21 protein-coding genes are annotated in these 17769 nt (G+C 38.9%); 2 read left to right on the top strand and 19 right to left on the bottom strand.

The window, feature by feature from the left end; translation table 11 throughout:
* Positions 1 to 2 precede the first annotated feature (2 nt).
* Positions 3 to 758: a hypothetical protein gene (locus BQ5364_RS06740; protein ID WP_071143886.1), complete on the bottom strand. Its 756-nt coding sequence runs from the start codon at positions 756 to 758 to the stop codon at positions 3 to 5.
* 271 nt (positions 759 to 1029) lie between these two features.
* Positions 1030 to 1410: a helix-turn-helix domain-containing protein gene (locus BQ5364_RS06735; RefSeq protein ID WP_004613544.1), complete on the bottom strand. Its 381-nt coding sequence runs from the start codon at positions 1408 to 1410 to the stop codon at positions 1030 to 1032.
* Between the two features lie 272 nt (positions 1411 to 1682).
* Between BQ5364_RS06735 and BQ5364_RS06730 the strand changes: the two genes are divergently transcribed.
* Positions 1683 to 3038 (top strand): sodium-dependent transporter, encoded by a 1356-nt coding sequence (locus BQ5364_RS06730; RefSeq protein WP_071143885.1) that lies wholly within the window; start codon positions 1683 to 1685, stop codon positions 3036 to 3038.
* A gap of 40 nt (positions 3039 to 3078) precedes the next feature.
* Here BQ5364_RS06730 and BQ5364_RS06725 read toward each other — a convergent pair whose 3' ends face one another.
* From BQ5364_RS06725 to dhaK, 16 genes are all read right to left on the bottom strand, one after another.
* Positions 3079 to 3945 carry a putative manganese transporter gene (locus BQ5364_RS06725; protein ID WP_004613567.1) on the bottom strand — a complete coding sequence of 289 codons (867 nt, stop codon included), beginning with the start codon at positions 3943 to 3945 and terminating at the stop codon, positions 3079 to 3081.
* Positions 3942 to 4805 (bottom strand): DegV family protein, encoded by an 864-nt coding sequence (locus BQ5364_RS06720; protein ID WP_071143884.1) that lies wholly within the window; start codon positions 4803 to 4805, stop codon positions 3942 to 3944. Before BQ5364_RS06720 ends, BQ5364_RS06725 begins: the two co-directional genes overlap by 4 nt.
* A 121-nt stretch (positions 4806 to 4926) precedes the next feature.
* On the bottom strand, positions 4927 to 6297 hold the full coding sequence (locus BQ5364_RS06715) for a spore germination protein (RefSeq protein ID WP_004613569.1): 1371 nt from the start codon (positions 6295 to 6297) through the stop codon (positions 4927 to 4929).
* Between the two features lie 70 nt (positions 6298 to 6367).
* A complete protein-coding gene (locus BQ5364_RS06710; protein ID WP_004613570.1) occupies positions 6368 to 6880 on the bottom strand; it encodes a dCTP deaminase/dUTPase family protein in 513 nt (170 codons plus the stop codon).
* A complete protein-coding gene (nrdG, locus tag BQ5364_RS06705; RefSeq protein ID WP_004613571.1) occupies positions 6864 to 7361 on the bottom strand; it encodes an anaerobic ribonucleoside-triphosphate reductase activating protein in 498 nt (165 codons plus the stop codon). Before nrdG ends, BQ5364_RS06710 begins: the two co-directional genes overlap by 17 nt.
* Position 7362: 1 nt before the next feature.
* Complete coding sequence (gene nrdD / locus BQ5364_RS06700) at positions 7363 to 9483, bottom strand: anaerobic ribonucleoside-triphosphate reductase (RefSeq protein ID WP_044987615.1); 2121 nt, start codon at positions 9481 to 9483, stop codon at positions 7363 to 7365.
* A gap of 498 nt (positions 9484 to 9981) precedes the next feature.
* Positions 9982 to 10416, bottom strand: a complete 435-nt coding sequence (locus tag BQ5364_RS06695; protein WP_022250306.1) for a helix-turn-helix domain-containing protein — start codon at positions 10414 to 10416, stop codon at positions 9982 to 9984.
* Positions 10417 to 10603: 187 nt separating this feature from the next.
* Positions 10604 to 10777, bottom strand: coding sequence for a hypothetical protein (locus BQ5364_RS18085; RefSeq protein WP_004611202.1), 174 nt, complete (start codon positions 10775 to 10777; stop codon positions 10604 to 10606).
* Between the two features lie 274 nt (positions 10778 to 11051).
* On the bottom strand, positions 11052 to 11972 hold the full coding sequence (gene metA, locus BQ5364_RS06690; protein ID WP_004611204.1) for a homoserine O-acetyltransferase MetA: 921 nt from the start codon (positions 11970 to 11972) through the stop codon (positions 11052 to 11054).
* A 3-nt stretch (positions 11973 to 11975) separates the two neighbouring features.
* The gene (locus tag BQ5364_RS06685) at positions 11976 to 13280 is read right to left on the bottom strand and encodes an AI-2E family transporter (protein ID WP_227039009.1); all 1305 of its coding nucleotides are present in this window, start codon (positions 13278 to 13280) and stop codon (positions 11976 to 11978) included.
* Positions 13281 to 13417: 137 nt separating this feature from the next.
* Positions 13418 to 13735, bottom strand: a complete 318-nt coding sequence (locus BQ5364_RS06680; protein WP_044986573.1) for a DUF1540 domain-containing protein — start codon at positions 13733 to 13735, stop codon at positions 13418 to 13420.
* Between the two features lie 71 nt (positions 13736 to 13806).
* Positions 13807 to 14553 carry a YdcF family protein gene (locus tag BQ5364_RS06675; protein WP_004611207.1) on the bottom strand — a complete coding sequence of 249 codons (747 nt, stop codon included), beginning with the start codon at positions 14551 to 14553 and terminating at the stop codon, positions 13807 to 13809.
* A 3-nt stretch (positions 14554 to 14556) separates the two neighbouring features.
* Positions 14557 to 15057 (bottom strand): SEC-C metal-binding domain-containing protein, encoded by a 501-nt coding sequence (locus tag BQ5364_RS06670; RefSeq protein ID WP_004611208.1) that lies wholly within the window; start codon positions 15055 to 15057, stop codon positions 14557 to 14559.
* A gap of 109 nt (positions 15058 to 15166) precedes the next feature.
* Complete coding sequence (gene dhaM / locus BQ5364_RS06665; RefSeq protein WP_004611209.1) at positions 15167 to 15547, bottom strand: dihydroxyacetone kinase phosphoryl donor subunit DhaM; 381 nt, start codon at positions 15545 to 15547, stop codon at positions 15167 to 15169.
* Between the two features lie 11 nt (positions 15548 to 15558).
* Complete coding sequence (gene dhaL / locus BQ5364_RS06660) at positions 15559 to 16182, bottom strand: dihydroxyacetone kinase subunit DhaL (protein ID WP_004611210.1); 624 nt, start codon at positions 16180 to 16182, stop codon at positions 15559 to 15561.
* A 21-nt stretch (positions 16183 to 16203) separates the two neighbouring features.
* Positions 16204 to 17193 (bottom strand): dihydroxyacetone kinase subunit DhaK, encoded by a 990-nt coding sequence (dhaK, locus tag BQ5364_RS06655; protein ID WP_004611211.1) that lies wholly within the window; start codon positions 17191 to 17193, stop codon positions 16204 to 16206.
* A 172-nt stretch (positions 17194 to 17365) separates the two neighbouring features.
* On the opposite strand from dhaK, the gene BQ5364_RS06650 reads away from it, so the two are divergent.
* Positions 17366 to 17572 (top strand): hypothetical protein, encoded by a 207-nt coding sequence (locus BQ5364_RS06650; protein WP_004611212.1) that lies wholly within the window; start codon positions 17366 to 17368, stop codon positions 17570 to 17572.
* A gap of 7 nt (positions 17573 to 17579) precedes the next feature.
* Here BQ5364_RS06650 and BQ5364_RS18080 read toward each other — a convergent pair whose 3' ends face one another.
* Entirely contained in the window at positions 17580 to 17726 is a 147-nt protein-coding gene (locus BQ5364_RS18080) for a hypothetical protein (RefSeq protein WP_022250312.1), read from the bottom strand.
* Positions 17727 to 17769 lie beyond the last annotated feature (43 nt).

The raw sequence follows: 17769 nt of genomic DNA, 5'->3' as shown, positions 1-17769 counted from the left end.
AATTATTTTTTTGCTCCACACTCACATTTGTAACCAGTTACTACTTCTTCACTCCAAGCCGGACTGTCTACCACCCATTTGGTTGTATATTCTGCCGGATGTATTATAGTTTCTGTTCCAGTTTGCTTTTGTACATATTCTGTATGCCATCCATATTTTCCAGTTCCATTAAGCATATGTTCTTTATTATGTCCAACTGGATCTGATGTACAATCCGCCCCACAATTATCACATACTTCAATTGCAACCGTTTCATAGATTGGTTTATATTCCGTCCAAGCCTCTTTTACAAGAACTTGCTCGTTATGTCCTGTTTCCGGATGCTGCACTGTAGTTTTCTGTGCAATCCAATTATGATTATGTGATGGTTTTGCAGAACTGGAATTTCCACTACTAGGTTTTTCCGAAGTGTTCTGATTCTTATTCTCAGAATTTGAATCGCTTTTGGAACTATTTGATTCTGATTTATTTTCTGTCGCAGTCGCAGATGCGTTTTCCGTCTCCTGCTTCTTATTTTCCGACTGTTTTTCCTTTTCTACTTTGGAAGAAGCTCCATCTGATTGTTTTTCTTCAGACTTTTTCTCCGGATTTTCCAAATTACTTTTTTTAATATTTTTCATCTTAGTTACATTTGCTACTTTCCTTGGGGTTTCCGCCCTGGATGTTGTTTCTGTATCCTGACCAAAAATCGTAACGCCTGTCAATGCTAGTAACAAAACAAAGGCTGCTCCTGCTCTTGCAATGTTTTTTTTCCTCATATCTTTCCTCCTTCCAAACATCCTCAAATCTGCCTTTATTATAGCTTACTTCCTTGTTGTTTACAATAAATCTTTAATCAACGTGAAAATTATTCAACATTTCGTAAAAGCTTTCTCATAAATTTTTCCTTTTTAAGTTTTCTGCCTCTTCCCCAAAAAAGAAAAATTTACATGGATTTTTAATCCACTACAGTTTTTTCATCGCCGTACCTGCAACGGCGTAAGAAAAATTTTTTCTTAAAAATATGTAATTGTAAATTTTTTCTTTTAGTTAAGAATTAGACTTAAATTCTCTTATACATCTAAACACGGTAGATTGACTGCAGCCTAATCTTTCTGCCATCTCTTGCCTATCAAGATTTGGCTCTTGCTTCCAAAGTTCATAAACCTTTTGGCGAGTGCTTGCACCTCTTGCAAGTTGCCCTGAAATATTTTTACTTTTGAAATTCTTTTTTGCTCGCCGCTGTGCATCCTTCGCATTGTAGGTTTTTCCATCCTCCGTGTTATGAAGTATCTCACGATAGATCGTAGTCCTATTCCTTCCAATCATGTCTGCAATTTTGTTCATGTCCGCCATAGTCATATTTTTTTTGTACAATTTTTCAATGATTAATCGCTCTTGAAACGATAATCGACTATAGCTTTGTCCCATCCTTGCTCTTCATCCCCCTTTCTAAATCCGTTGATTTTTCAATGATTTTTAAGGTTTTTAGGTAATAAAAAAAACGCCCCAGAGACTAACTAAATTTAGTCTCCGTGCGTTAAATTATAGACGTAACCTTTCTTCTTATTATTCTTACACCATTCTCAAAATTGTTCGCATTAAAAAACAGATTGCGCTCTTTTTTTCTTGCATTCTTTTCACTTTTATGCAATAATAAGGCTACTTAACTTAGTCTAAATGAATTTTGAGGAGGATTTTTTATGTCACAAAGAAGTAATTTTTCCAGCAAGATTGGATTTGTACTTGCTGCTGCCGGGTCTGCTGTAGGGCTTGGTAACCTTTGGAGATTCCCGTATCTCGCAGCAAAATATGGAGGAGGAACATTTCTTCTTGTATATCTGATTCTTGCAGTCACATTCGGTTTTTCATTAATGATTGCTGAAATCGCAATCGGAAGAAAGACAGGGCTCAGCGCAATTGGCGCTTTCAAAAAATTAGATAAACGCTTTGGTTTTCTAGGAGTACTCGCCGCAATCATACCGATTATCATCTTTCCTTATTATAGTGTAATCGGCGGATGGGTAATCAAGTATTTTGTTACATTTGTAACAGGTAATGTACAGGCAGCTGCCGATGATGCTTATTTTAATAATTTCATCGGCACTACAGGGGAACCAATTGGATGGTTCTGTCTCTTTATTGCATTCACTTCGATCATCGTTCTTCTCGGTGTAGAAAAAGGAATCGAGACAGTGAGTAAATTTATGATGCCTGTATTAGTTGTCTTAACTGTCATTATCGCAGGATACGGACTTACAGTGGACGGAGCAATTGATGGTCTGATTTATTACGTAAAACCAAGTATGGAAAACTTCTCCGGAATGACTGTCATAGCAGCAATGGGACAATTATTCTACTCAATGTCTCTTGCGATGGGAATTATGATTACATATGGTTCTTATATGAAAAAAGATAATAATTTGGAAAGTTCTGTTCGCCAAATCGAGGTTTTTGATACCGGTATTGCATTTATGGCAGGACTTATGATCATCCCTGCAGTATTCGCTTTCTCAGGCGGAACAGCAGAGCAATTGGGACAAGGACCTGGACTTATGTTTGTAATGCTTCCAAAAGTATTTAACAGCATGCCAATGGGTGGTGCAATCGGAACTCTTTTCTTTATTCTGGTATTTTTTGCTGCACTGACCTCTTCCATCTCACTGATGGAGACAATTGTTTCTATTTTAAGAGATAAATTCCACTGGAGCCGTAAATTTACTTGTATTATCGTTACGGTAATTGCATTGATAATGGGTATCCCATCTTCTTTAGGATTTGGAATCTGGAGCGACATCACATTCCTTAACTTGTCAATCCTGGATGCATTCGATTTCCTCAGCAACAGCATATTGATGCCAATCCTTGCATTCTTCACTTGTATTTTTGTCGGATTTGTCATCAAGCCAAAAGTTGTTATCGACGAAGTAAAAAGCTCAGACGGAACATTCAAAGGCGAGAAGTTATTCGTAGTTATGATCAAATGGATCGCACCGATTTGCTTAATTGCAATCCTTGTAAGTTCCGTAGGAAATGCAATGGGATGGTGGACAATTTAATATTCCATTAAAAAGGAGAAATTCATTTGAATTTCTCCTTTTAATATTTCATGCCGATAAATAAAATCTGTAAGATCACACCGATCACAATCGAACCAATATACAACATTGCTGTTATTTTTAAATTTTCTTTTTTGTCCCGATTATTTTTCCACAATACAATCAGTCCCATTCCGCCGCTTGCCAACAGTCCTGCCATCACAGCCGGAAGCGCAAGAACTCCTTTCATATATAGCTCTGTAATCAGTATCGATGAGGCACAATTCGGAATCAGGCCTACCGATGCGCTTAGAATAATCTGAAACGGCGAGTCATTCATCAAGATCTCTTGAATTCTTTCAATTCCAATTCCCTCGATAACCACATTCAATACCATCGAAAACAACATAATGTACAAAAGTGTTTTCAAAGAATGAGATACGACCGCTTTCAAGATTCCGTCATGTCCGCCACAGCAGGAACATCCCCGCTCTTCCCATACGCTTTCTTGTTTTACAGAAAAGCGCTTTCTTTTGCAAAATAAATCTACGAGATATCCAACAACAATTGCAATGACAACTTTGAGACCTAAAATTGTAAGAATCTTACCTCCACTCTTCGGATATCCCAACATAACAATGATTGCCTCATCTGATGTTGACATAAACACAGCAAGAAGCGTTCCAACCGAGACAAGCCGCTCTGCATACAGATTTGCCGCCACCACGGAAAATCCACATTGCGGTATACACCCAAACAGCGCTCCGATGATCGGTCCTGCTTTGTTTCCCTTCATCAGAATCCGGTCTCGTTTCTCTCCTGTATACTTTTCTACTAATTCAATCAGTAAAAATGCAAAAAGCAAAAACGGGATCATCCTCGCCCCATCAATCAGCACATCTTTACAGATTTCCCATACTGCACTCAACGCTTATCCCCCATAAAGAATACGGCCACAACACCGGCACCGGTGTGGCTTCCAATAACCGAACCGATTCCGTTAATCATCACGTTGTGAATCCCAAAGCGTTCTTCTACCTGTTTCTTCACAAATTCAGCGTCCTCTATACAATCACCATGCGTAATCATCACGATATCGTTATCATATCCCTGCATCTGCTTTTCCATACGGTCTACAATCGAAACCAATGACTTCTTTCTTCCTCGCTCTTTGCCAATGACAACCAGCTTTCCCTCATCGCTCATATGGATGATCGGCTTAATCTTAATCATAGAGCCAACAACCGCAGTCGTCTTAGAGATACGTCCTCCTCTGTGAAGATGATTAAGGTCATCCACAGTTACATTGTGACAGATATGAAGCTTATTCGCTTCCACCCATTTTGCAATCTCTTCCATTGACATCCCGTGTTCCTTCAATTCTAACGCTTTATATAGAAGTAATCCTTCTCCCATGCATGCACATAGACTGTCTATAGCAATAATGTTGATGTCCGGATATTCTTCTTTCAAGTCCTCTGCCGCCATCCGTACACTGTTATAACTTCCACTCAATCCGGAAGAAAAGCCGATATAAAGAATATCTTTTCCTTCTTTTGCAAACGGCTCCAGCGCTTCGCGCGCCTGTTCCGGATTAATCTGAGACGTTGTGGGAAGCGAACCCGCCCTCAGCTTTTCAAAAAATTCTTTATGCGACAGCCCATCCATCTCTTCATATGTAACTCCGTCCATAATGTAAGACAGTGAGATGATCGGAACTTGTTTGGACTGTAAATATTCTTTTGGTAAATCCACAGTACTGTCTGATACAATTACAAACTCATTCATCTTTTTCCCTCCTGTTTGCCAATATTTATTTCTCTATTCTATCACTTTTTCTTTTCTTTCGCAAAAAGTTTTTCATGGTGTAAATAAGAGATTTTCGCAAAAAGTACGCCGAAGCGTACTTTTAATTCAATTTAATATTCAAATAACTTCTTCCTGATAATGTTTTGTTAAATGCAATAGAGCAGATAATAATGATTGTTCCCGCCAAAAATCCAATCCAGTTAAAGCACGCTGTAAGAACCAAAAGCAACAGACGCATAAATTTCAACGCATATCCAAGCTCAAAATTCGGCTGTGTATAATTCGCCACAGCGACAAACGCCATATAGAGCATAACCTCTGAGTTGAACCATCCTGATTTGACCGAAAATTCCCCCATAACGATACCGGCAATTACACTGAGCGGCGTACTTAACATACTTGGCGTGTTCATCGCCGCAAGTCGAAGACCATCGATTGCAAGCTCCAATATCAGCAATTGGAAAATAAGCGGAATATTGACCGTATCTTTCAATGACACAAACTGAAATGCCTCCGGAAGCCAATTGAGATTTTGCATAAACAACAAAAATGCCGGTGTCAGAAAAACTGTTGCAAAGGTAATAATCGCCCTCGATACCTTCAAATATACATTCGTAAGAGTTGGAAAATAATAGTCGTTTGCCTCCTCAATAATGTCTAAAATCGAAGTCGGAAGAATCATCGCAGACGGTGAATTGTCAACTAAAAGTACGACTTTCCCTTCTAGCAAACACACGGACGCCGTATCTGGTCTCTCTGTAAACTTAAATTTCGGGAACGGGTTGAACCATTTTCGTTTGAACAATTCTTCCGCAAGACTTTGCTGATTCATCCGCAGCGCATCCACATTGATTGTATCAAGCCTTTTCAATAAATTGTCTAACAGTTCCTGGTCCACTCTGTCCGACATATAGCAGACTGCTACATCGGTTCGCGAACTATTTCCAATCTCTATCATCTTCATCACAAGATGAGGATCTCGTATTCTCCTCCTCATCAACGCCGTATTAAACACGATCGTCTCCACGAACCCATCTCTTGATCCACGGAGTGATTTATCCTTATCTGGCTCTTCTACTCCTCTTGCCGGATATGTGCGACAGTCAATCGCAATGCAAGCCTCATATCCGTCAATAAACAGACAGGTGACTCCGGACAATATATTTCGGATGATCATATCAAAATCAGCAATAATGTCCACTTCCACATACGGAAGCGCCATCTTTGAAAACCCGGTTGCATTACTTGGCATATCGTCTTTTTTCAACGCAAAAAAAGATGTCATGATTTTAAGCATTGTCTCATCTTTCGTAAATCCATCAATGAAGTAAAATGTACTCTGCTTTTCTCCGATAATCATATCACGCTGAATCAGGTCAAAACTTTCACTGACCGGAAGTATGCTGTTTAAATACGTCACATTTTCCTGAAGCGATGCTTTCACCTGTTTTGTCACTTTTTTATCTACCATACAAAAACCTCCACATTTGTCATCTCTTGGTTAGAATTCCCAAATGTGGAGGTTTTATACTGCATTCCTCTTATTTTGTTGTGCTTCCAAATCCACCGTTTCTTACTTCGGTCACATCATCATCTATTGTAATCCCATATTCTACGAAGATTCCCTGCATAAATCCGGTTCCCTCAGAAAGTTCTACAATCTTTCCTTCATTCGTATCATTTGTCAGTTTTGCAAAAATATGCCCTTCATTGTCCGAATAAAAGTAATCACTGTCGATAATACCAACCGTATTATTAAGCTGCAGACGAAATTTAAAACCAAGTCCACTTCTCGGATAACATTTTAAAACCCAGTTTTCTTCCATCTCCACACGGATTCCGGTCGGAATCTTCACTGTCTCTCCCGGTTGAATTGTCAACGATATCGGGGTATAGAAATCATATCCCGCCGAACCCGAAGTTGCTCTTTTCGGCAGTTTGACAGCATCATAAATCTTTTGGATCTCGCTTTCTCCCGCCTCACCAAATGTATCTATCCATCCTTCTTTAAATTGTTCAAAACTTACTTTGTGAAACTTAGCAATCCTCTTCATGTAATACAATTTCTCCTTTTTCTAATGTCTTTTGTACATCAATCACCTTCTGATTGGAACTTCCCTTCCAATGTAGCGTAGCATCCTTTTTATCTACTTCAAACTCTCCATCCACAAGCACATCTACATATTTCATCAGTTTCATCGTCTGAATCTGTTCCCACGTAGATCCGGTATATAACCAAATTGTCTTTGTCGGATATTTTTCTTTGATTTCTTTTGCAAGCGCTGTCACTTCATACACGTTGTTGATATGAAGCGGATCACCTCCACTAAAAGTGATACCGCTGACATAACTTTTCTCTAATTCATCAAAAATCTCCTGTTTTGCCGACTCATCAAATTCCAATCCTCCATTCGGATCCCAGGTGATAGGATTATGGCATTCCTTACAGCAATGCACACAACCAGATACCCATAGTACAACACGAAGACCATCTCCGTTTAACATATCATCTTTTGTAATATTATGATAACGCATATTACATGCTCTTCCTTTCCGCTATTTCCGCCATTTTTGCGTCGTTCAGACGTGTATCTCCCTTGACGCGGGAGTAAGATAAATATCCATTCATACGCTCAATCTTTGTCAAGTTAGTACTTCCGCATTCCGGACATACATCCATCGACAACTCTTCATGTCCGCAGTCATCACAATATGCAAGCGACAGATTAACCCCCTCATAGAAGCCCATATCCATCGCTCTTCTTACAAGCGATTTGATTGCTTCCTTATTATAGTTAATCGGATATTTGACATACTGGATCTTACCACCGTTACTCAAATCCCAAAAACGTCCTTCTAAATCCTGTTTTTCAATCGGCGTAATATCTTCCGTTACATGACAGTGAAAACTGTTACTTACATATTCTCTGTCAGATACATTCTCGATAATGCCGTATTTTTTACGGAACTGCTGAACCTGCACTCCACACAGATTTTCTGCCGGTGTTCCATAAATTGCATATAAGTGACCATCTTCCTCTTTGAACTGATTGACTTTCTTATTAATATATTCCAGCACCTCAAGTGCAAATGCCCCATCTTCTACCAATGATTTTTTATTGTGCAGCTGTTGCAATTCGTTGAATGCTGTGATTCCGAAAGATGCAGTTGCTGATTTTAACAACGGCTTGATTTTGTCATACAGCCCCAAATGTCCGCCATAGAAACCGCCTTCACAATATGCAAGCGGGTTCGTTGATGCCTTCATCTCTCCAAGATAATCATATGTGCGGATATGAAGCTGACGAATCAGTTCCAAATAATAATCCAGCACCTCATAGAAATCTCTGCTTTCCTGTTTTGCTTTTGCATAAATCATAGGCAGATGCAGACTTACCGCACCAATATTAAATCGTCCCACAAATACTGGTGTATCTTTTTCATCCGCCGGAGTCATGCCTCCTCTTTCATACCATGGTGAAAGGAATGCACGGCATCCCATCGGGCTGATAATCTTTCCGTATTGCTTGTACATACTTGCAACATACCCTTTTCCTGTCAGACTCAGCCAATCCGGATACATTGTTTTTCTGGAGCATTCGATTCCCGCTTCAAACACATCTTCCAACGGTTTCCCCGGTCCATGAAGATTCTCATCATATAAAAATACAAGTTTCGGGAAAAGAACCGGCTTCTTATGTCCTTCCTTGCCCTGTCCTTCCTGACGCACCTGAAGCATCTTGATCGTGGCAAGTTTTCCATATTTTGAAGTATTTGTCCCTGCTGTCACAGTGATAAACGGATAATCCCCACGGCTGGATGACACGGAATTAAATTTATATTCCCATCCCTGGAATCCCTGCTCCATCTCTTTTTCCAGATCTTTCCACGCTACTTCCTCAGCTTTTTCTTGCGGAAGTCCTAAAGATATATATTTTTCCAAATGTCTTTTATAAGATTTTTCTGCATATGGCTCTAAAATATCATCTACGCTTGGCACTGTAAATCCGCCGTACTGCTGACTCGCAGCACTTAACACGATATCTCCAATTACATCAAATGCTGTATCCAATGTCTTCGGCTCATTATACCAAAGATTACCCATCTCAAATCCGCCGCTCAAAACATTCTGCACATCAAACAGGCAACAGTTCATTGTATCTCTTCTCGCAGACATATCATGAATATAAATATAACCTTCACGGATTGCCTGAATTTCTTCCACTGTCAGGAAAAATTTCTTATAAAGCTCTTTATTCAGTTCGTTAAAAATCAAACTTCTTTTTGTAGACACAAGCGCACTGTCTGTATTACTGTTCTCTTTATCTCCGATATACATGATAGACTGGCTTTTTTTGTAAACCTCATCTAACATCTGAACAAAATCCTGCTTATAATTGCGGTAATCTCTATAACTTTTTGCAACAGTCGGGTTGACCTTTTCAAGAGCTCCCTCCACAACATTGTGCATCTGTGCGATACGGATCTCTTCTGTGTCCATCTTTTCTACTTCTTCTTCTACAAACTGGCAGATAAATTGCAGCTCCTCATCTGTAAACTTGATCAACGCACGATATGCTGACTTATTGACCGCAACAACCACTTTCTGTACGTTAAACTCTTCTTTTGTCCCATCTTTTTTGATTACTCTGATCATCCGTCTCTTCCTTTCCATTTTATATTATCATCTATATTTAGTGTTAATCCAATTTCAAATCACTATATACAGTATTTCCGTGTAATACTAATACTATCACTCTGATGGTCTTTCGTCAAATCGGAATAATAGACAAAAATATCAGATTCTCTCTTCCATATTTTTGGATAAAAAAATAGGCCGTCATCTATTGACAGCCTATTTTGAAGTTCTTTGTACTCCCATGCTCTGGCGCTAATCGTGATACCGAATTACAAGTTATCGTATATCAATACTGGAATACCGATGAAGTGGTAGCGGAAATCGAAGCAGAACATAACCAAATCAATGGAACTCCCACTATCCTTGCAATCAATCTATATCACTCTAAATGGTCTTTTCACAACGGATATGAACCATTTTATAGCACCACTATCAATTATGATTAAAAAGAGAAAAGCAGACAGTCAATCAAAAAACTGTCTGCTACAACTGAAATTTGTTATTACCAAAATTCATTTAATCATGTTCTTTAATATATTGAAATACCTTTTTATCATTCTTTGATTTTTTATACCAACCTATACCTATCATTATAATTGCAACAATAATGACTGTAGTTCTTATCGATGAATCTGGGGAAAATAAACAAGATACAGCAATTCCTGTTCCAGCACCTGTAAAAAAATCTACAATTGATTTTTCATGTTTTATTATGCCCATTGCTCTTTCTTTATCCATAGATTGTACCATCTTCGAATCCTCCTTTAATAATGTATCAAGAGAAATATCAAATTGATTACTCATGCTTACAAGAATTTGCAGATCAGGATAACTTTTTCCGTTTTCCCAATTTGAAACAGTTTGTCGAGTAACATGAAATAATCTGCCAAACTCCTCTTGTGTTAATTGTTTTTCTTTACGAATATTCAATATTTGATTTCCTATATTCATAATATCTCGCCCTTTCCTGTGTTGTTACCTTGTTCATATTTTCGTCCTCCTTTGAATATTATTATCCCCAAAATAATATCTAAAGTAAAGCAATCAACATCTTACATTACATATATAGTTACGCAAAGATTCTTTGACAGGTACTTTTCTCTATAATTTTATGCTTTTCAGTTCTACAAGCTGGAAGTTATAGCAAACTTCCTTTTAGCCCTTTTTTGAAAATCAACACAACTTTATCTGTTCCCCAAAAGGACATGGTTTTAATCTGATAACCGTCTTTTCCCATTTCTTGTACTTTTTCATTTATTTTTTCTGTTACATTCTCAATGGTAATTTCTTCAATCAATATAGTTTTGTGCATTACTACACCTCCATAATTTCAAATCTGTTTATTCCTGCCATTCTATCACATTTCCTAGTCTTTAGCATTACTTTTCTCATAAATTTAAGGGCATATTGCACTTACACAATACGCCCTCATAATATTGTTCCAAAAGACAGTTTATATCATACTTTTTGTACTCCCATAAGGGCTTTTTTATACTCCCTTTGTACTCCCAATTTTGCAATACTGCCCGATATTTAACATCATTTTACGATACTTTGACTTTTCAACAAATCCCGTAGATCCCGCATTAAAACGGTGTTCCGTACAAGTCATACGGCGTCACCTGATATACATAATAATTCACCCAGTTTGTATATAAGTTATTTGCATGTGAGCGCCATGTCAAAAGCGGTCTGTTCTCAAAATTGTCATCTGGATAATAATTTTTAGGAAGTGCAATCTCCAATCCCTTATTCTTATCTCGCATGTATTCGTTATTCAATGTCACACGGTCATATTCCGGATGACCCATCACAAAGATCTGTTTTCCATCCAATGACATCGTCAGAAATACTCCGGCTTCTTCTGATTCCGCAAGAATGATCAGCTGTTCTTCACTCTCAATTGCTTCTGTCGGAACCGTTGTATGACGAGAATGCGGTGCATAAAACACATCATCAAATCCCCTCACCAATGGTGTTTTCCGATTTTTTACACGATGTTCAAACACGCCAAATACCTTTTCATCCAACTGTACTTTTTCAATTCCATAATGATAGTAAAGTCCCGCCTGCGCTCCCCAGCACAAGTGCATTGTAGAAGTCACATGTGTCTTTGTCCATTCCATAATCTCTTTCAGTTCTTCCCAGTAGTCAACCTCCTCAAACGGCATCTGTTCTACCGGAGCGCCTGTGATGATAAAGCCATCAAATCTCTGGTCTTTGATTTCTTCAAACGACACATAAAACTTGTTGAGATGGCTGGTCGATGTATTTTTCGATTTATGGCTGGACACATTCACAAAAACCACATCTACCTGCAATGGTGTATTTGACAGTGATCTTAAAATCTGAAGTTCTGTATCCTCCTTCAAGGGCATCAGATTCAACAGACCAATCTTGATCGGACGGATGTCCTGATGCATCGCACGATGTTCATCCATCACAAATATATTTTCTTGTTCCAGTATTTCTTTTACCGGCAAATCATTTTGTACACGAATCGGCATAAATTATTCTCCTTTTTCTTCACATTCAATAAATTCTCCTTCATCATTCACATAGCTTTCACTGCCATACCTTTCAGATGATGTTGGAAGTTTTTTGCGCTCCAACTTTTGGTTGATAAACATTTGCGCAATATAATATAGGACAGCGAAAGTCGGCACTCCCATGATCATTCCGACAAACCCGAAAAGTCCTCCTCCAAGCAGTATGGAAAAGACAACCCAGAAAGCGGACAGACCGGTAGAGTCTCCCAAAATCTTCGGTCCAATGATATTCCCGTCAATCTGCTGCAAAATCAATATAAAAATAGCAAAATACAGCCCCTGTATCGGTTCTGCAATCATAATCAGAATCGTACTCGGTATTGCTCCGATATAAGGTCCGAAAAACGGAATTACGTTCGTCACTCCGACAATCACGCTGACAATAAGGGTGTATGGCATCTTCATAATGCTAAGTGCTATAAAACACAATACTCCGATAATCGCAGAATCAATGATTTTTCCAATGATAAACCCGCCAAAAATCTCATTGCTCTTTTTCGTAATATGAAGTGTCATGTTTGCGTGATCCGGTTTCATCAGTGCATATACAATCTTTTTGCACTGACCGGAAAACAGTTCCTTACTAAACAGTACATAGACAGAGACAATAAACCCGATCAACACATTCATAATCTCACTCACAACATTGATTACTCCTACCGTCAGATTCGACATTAAAGTGTTCGCCTGTTGGAGTAAATCCGTCTTCAGCCAGTTTTCCACCGTATCTGTTCCCTCTGTAATGATATTCTTCAGCATCGTATCCAAAGTTGAGTTACTGATTAAAAATGCATTCATATCTTGTGCCCAGCTATTCATCTGCTCTGGAAGTGTCACAATCAAATCTCGGATACTTTTATATAATTCCGGAATCAGCATGTTGCACAGTGCCACAATCACAAACACCGAAAAAATCAAAGCTGCGAAAATTCCGCTCCCCCGCCCAATTTTATGTGCCGTCTCTTTTTTCTTTAGTTTTTTCTCCAAAAAAGGAGTAAGATGTCTTTCCACCAATTTCACAATCGGATTCAGAAGATATGCAATCACAAGACCATATATAATTGGTTTTAATATCTGAAATATCTTTTCAAAAATATTAGAAATTCCATTAAAACGCAAAAATGCAAAATAAAAAACAATGCTTGCTGCAACAACAAGAAATGCTGTCATTCCTTTTCCAAACTGCTGTCTTAATTTTGAAGGACCTTTATTTCGAAACTGAGGTCTTTTATCATGATAAGTTTTCGTTTCCTTTGAATTTTCCATAATATGTATTCGAATCCTTTCCTCGCTCAATTTACATCTATGTTTCATTATAACGCTACCTTCTTAAAAACGTCAACAAGAACACAGTTAAGGGCGCAGCAAAAGTTTCAAACCTTTACTGCGCCCAACCTTATTCACTATTTACTGCATTCAAAACTTGCACATTCGGTCTCGCCGCATTTGCATGCGTTGCTGCCCTCCACGCTGATCTTACCCGCATGGCATCTGCACGCATTGTTATACATGCATTCAACTGCTTTGCAGTCGACATTGCTTGTCGGAGACGCCTCTCCTGTTACATTGCTGTAAGAATCTCCTTTTCGCTTCACGAAGCTTCCACAACATGTCTCATCTGACTTTCTTGCAGAATCCCCCTGAACCTCGATAGCATCAAGGTCACAATAAAATTGCTTATTGTGCGTACATGTCTGTACTGTACATTTCAACTCTGGCATGATCATACCTCCTTATATTTTTTCTAATTCTATCAGAGATAGTATTTCACACCTGTTTTTATTTTATACATCTATTCTTCTGTCTTGTGCTTTCGCAGTCTCAGAAACAGAGCGAGCACTGCAAAGAATTCTCTCACCATATAATTTGGAAATACAGCAAGATTACTGCTTGCTGTAATCGCGTAAACTTTTCTGTATCCGATTGATTTTGCCAATTTCACAGCTCGGTAAATATGAAAGTTATTTGTAACAATTCCTATTTTATCCCGTCGCTCATCATCTATAAAAGCAAGACTTTTTTTCAGATTCTCATATGTTGACGTCGATTTTTCTTCCAGGCAGATTCTGTTTGCATCAATCCCACAATTTTCCAAATATTCTGCCATCGCTTCTGCCTCCGTGATATCCTCACCTTTCCCTCTGCCTCCCGATACGATTACAATCGTCTCTGGATTCTCATTGAGATAACGAATTCCACGGTCAAGTCTTCTTTTCAATGCCTCAGTCACTCTTTTCCCGCGAATCTGTGCCCCTAAAATAATAATGTATTTCATATTTTTCGGAGCAACTGATATCATCGCACAAAGAATCAACACTTCCACACAGAAAAAAATCATCCACAGAACAATAAAAATACCGGTTAAAATATACTCAAGCCAAACCGGAATTCCCCTGGTCAGTATTCCGATTCCGATATTCGCCAATCCAAACACCGCCCAGAACCATGTAAACGTTCCATTCCATCGCTTCGTATACCATACAACAAATCCATAATACAGGATACTTAAAATTCCAAGTGCAATGAATCCTGATGCCATGGACTATTTACCGCAGCATTTTTTATACTTTTTCCCGCTTCCACATGGACAAGGATCATTTCTTCCAACTTTCTTTTCTTTGCGGACTGTTCCCGAATTTTTCTGTTCTTTATACAATTCTCTCTTGCGTTCTGGTGTAAAGATGTTATTCCACTGTGGTAATTCATACAGCCAGTCAGCTTTTGCATCCACCATATTCTTATATAACTTTTCTTTGTCAAAGATCAGGTTTACAACTGTATCTTCTTCCATTGTCTCAATTGGATTCTCTTCTTTTAAGCTTTCATTGATTCCATCCAAAAATCCTGTCATTGTAAACACGTCAATTTCATACTTTTCTGCAAGTTCTTTGACTGTTCCTTTTACTTCCTCATCCGGATTTGTCAATAATTTCTCATAGATATTTTTTTCAATTTGAAAATAGGTTCCCCAAAATTTTTGTAATGCTGCACGATCCATCTCCTTTGAATATGCAACTGCTCTCCATTCTTCTAATAATGCCATGTTTATAACTCCTTTGTATTTTCATTCTTATCGCTTTATTATATCTCATTTTTCTTCATAAAACAAGCATACCGAAACTGTTTTTTCTCAGTATGCTTTGTTTTACACTTCAAAATTTAGCAGCTGTTTTTGCTTCCAATGCATTTTGTTTCACTTCTTCAAAATCAGCTCCTGCGGATGCTGCAACCGTGGCCGCCACTGCTCCTTCTACAATCGGGCAGTCTATCATCTCAATTTTCTTGTCAGACATCTCCTCCAGAACCATCTCTGTTGTCATAACAGCACTGCCCATGTCCATCATCACAAGCACTCCGTCTTCGGAATAAACGTCCTCGATTGCCTGATATATTTTTTCATAACTCGTCCCGAGTGTTCCGTCATCCATACCTCCCGCCGCACGGATAAGCGCTTCCGGAGCCATCATCTTTGTAAACTCCACAATGCTGTCCGCCAACTCCCGACTATGAGATACAATTACAATTCCTACCATACTTACCCTCCTTACAAACTTTTGGCAATCACGCTTAGCATTAATGTAAACGAAGTAGCTCCCGGATCCTGATGCCCAATACTGCGTTCTCCCAAATAGCTTGCTCTTCCCTTTGTGGCAATGATAGTCTTCGTATATGCGACACCATCCTCTGCTGCCTCCACTCCTTCCAACAATATTTCTTTCGGATCTTTTGCCGCCTTAAGAGCACCTTCCATTGCAGCAAGCGCCGGAACCATTGCATCCAGCATCGTCTTTTCACCGGTTGTGGATTTGCCGCGCATTTTAATTCCCTCTATGGAAACCCTTAGAATTTCCACAAAATCATTGATGTCCACCGCATCTTTTCCTGCCATCAATTGCCCTGCCTTCATAAATGCAGTCCCATAAAGTGGTCCTGATGCGCCTCCCACCGTAGATACAAGTGTCATTCCAACCGTCTTTAAAATCGTTCCAATGTCTTTATCAGCAAGCGTATCTAACTTTTTTTCCACCTCCTGAAAACCGCGTGAAAGGTTAATTCCATGATCCCCATCACCGATTACATTATCAAGTTCCGTCAAAAACAGTTTTTCTTTCTCAATCGTCTCTCCGATGTTTCTTAAAATTTCAATTACCTTTTGTTGATTTACCATAAGTCGTTCCTTCTTTCTACATTATGCCTTAAATGCGGGTGTATCTGCCTTTGCATCCAGCAGTTTCTTCATCTCGTCATCCAATCTCAACAGAGAAATTGAAAATCCGTCCATTTCAATCGATGTCATATAATTTCCGACAAACGTCTTATATACTTTGATTCCTTTCGCAGCGAGTACATCTGACACATGGTTGTTTACAATAAATAATTCCATAAGAGGAGTTCCTCCTGCGCCGTTGATCAAAACAGCCACTTCGCTATCCGCATAATCGATATCCGCCAGAATCTTTTCCAACAGCATATCTACAATCTCATCTGCCTTTTTCAACGATTCCCTGTGCGTCCCCGGTTCCCCGTGAATTCCGATTCCTACCTCCATCTCATCGTCACTCAGCTCAAATCCCGGTTTCCCTGCTGCCGGAACCGTGCAAGGCTTGATTGCCATTCCCATGGTTCTCACATTGTCGACCACTTTTTGTGCAACTGCCTGTACCGCTTCAAGCTCTGCACCTTCCTCCGCTTTCGCGCCTGCTATTTTATGTACAAAAATTGTTCCTGCCACACCACGGCGCCCAACTGTATACAAACTGTCCTGAACCGCAACATCATCATTCGTAACAACATATTTGACTGGAATACCGTCCATCTCCGCCATCTCTGCTGCCATCTCAAAATTCATAACATCCCCGGTGTAGTTCTTTACAACCATAAAGACACCTTTGTCCGTCTCTATCGCTTTGATACCTTCATAAATCTGATCCGGTGTCGGAGAAGTAAAGACCGGTCCTGCAACGGCAGCATCCAGCATACCTTCTCCTACAAATCCACCATGTGCCGGCTCATGCCCGCTTCCGCCACCACTGATCAGAGCAACTTTTCCTTCTTTTTTTCTGGCTCTTACTACTACATTTCCGCAATCTAATTTTTTTATATATTGCGGATATGCTTTTACCATTCCCAAAACCATTTCATTCTCTACCGCATCCACATTGTTCATAATTTTTTTCATTGTCGAAACCTCCTTGATTCTTTACATTTTCACCATTTTGTATAGTTTTTCATCATTTAAAAGCTTCTTTTTATAGAATATCACCATACAACTTTCTGGTCAATAGTTTCTATTTGCATTTTTGAAAATCTATCGCTATAATCAAACTATCATATATGAGGAGACGATAGTTATGAGTAAGACAAAACGAATTCTTGCGCTCTTAGGCGTTATTCTGTTAGCAGCGCTTTATCTGAGCACTCTTTTCTTTGCAATTTTTGATTCACCAAATACAATGTGGCTATTCAAAGCTTCTATTGCTGCGACAATCCTGCTTCCGGTTCTTTTATATGCATACTCACTGTTTTACAGATTGTCGCACAAGAATAAGGATGACTAACTCTGTGTTACACATATAGCTCTGCCGCAAAAAAGGCAGGGCTTTCTTCTTGTCTGAATTGTCTGTCTTCGATTTCTTTTTGTTTTCGTCTCTTCATCAGGTATTCCTCAATCGATATCATTTCCTGATATTTCTGTTTCTTTTCTTTCTGCATACTAAATTCCTCCATCTATATCTATTTCCAACTTTATCATTAT

This window comes from Coprococcus phoceensis, assembly GCF_900104635.1.
GTDB lineage: Bacteria > Bacillota > Clostridia > Lachnospirales > Lachnospiraceae > Faecalimonas > Faecalimonas phoceensis.
This window is presented reverse-complemented; position numbering and strand designations above follow the sequence as displayed.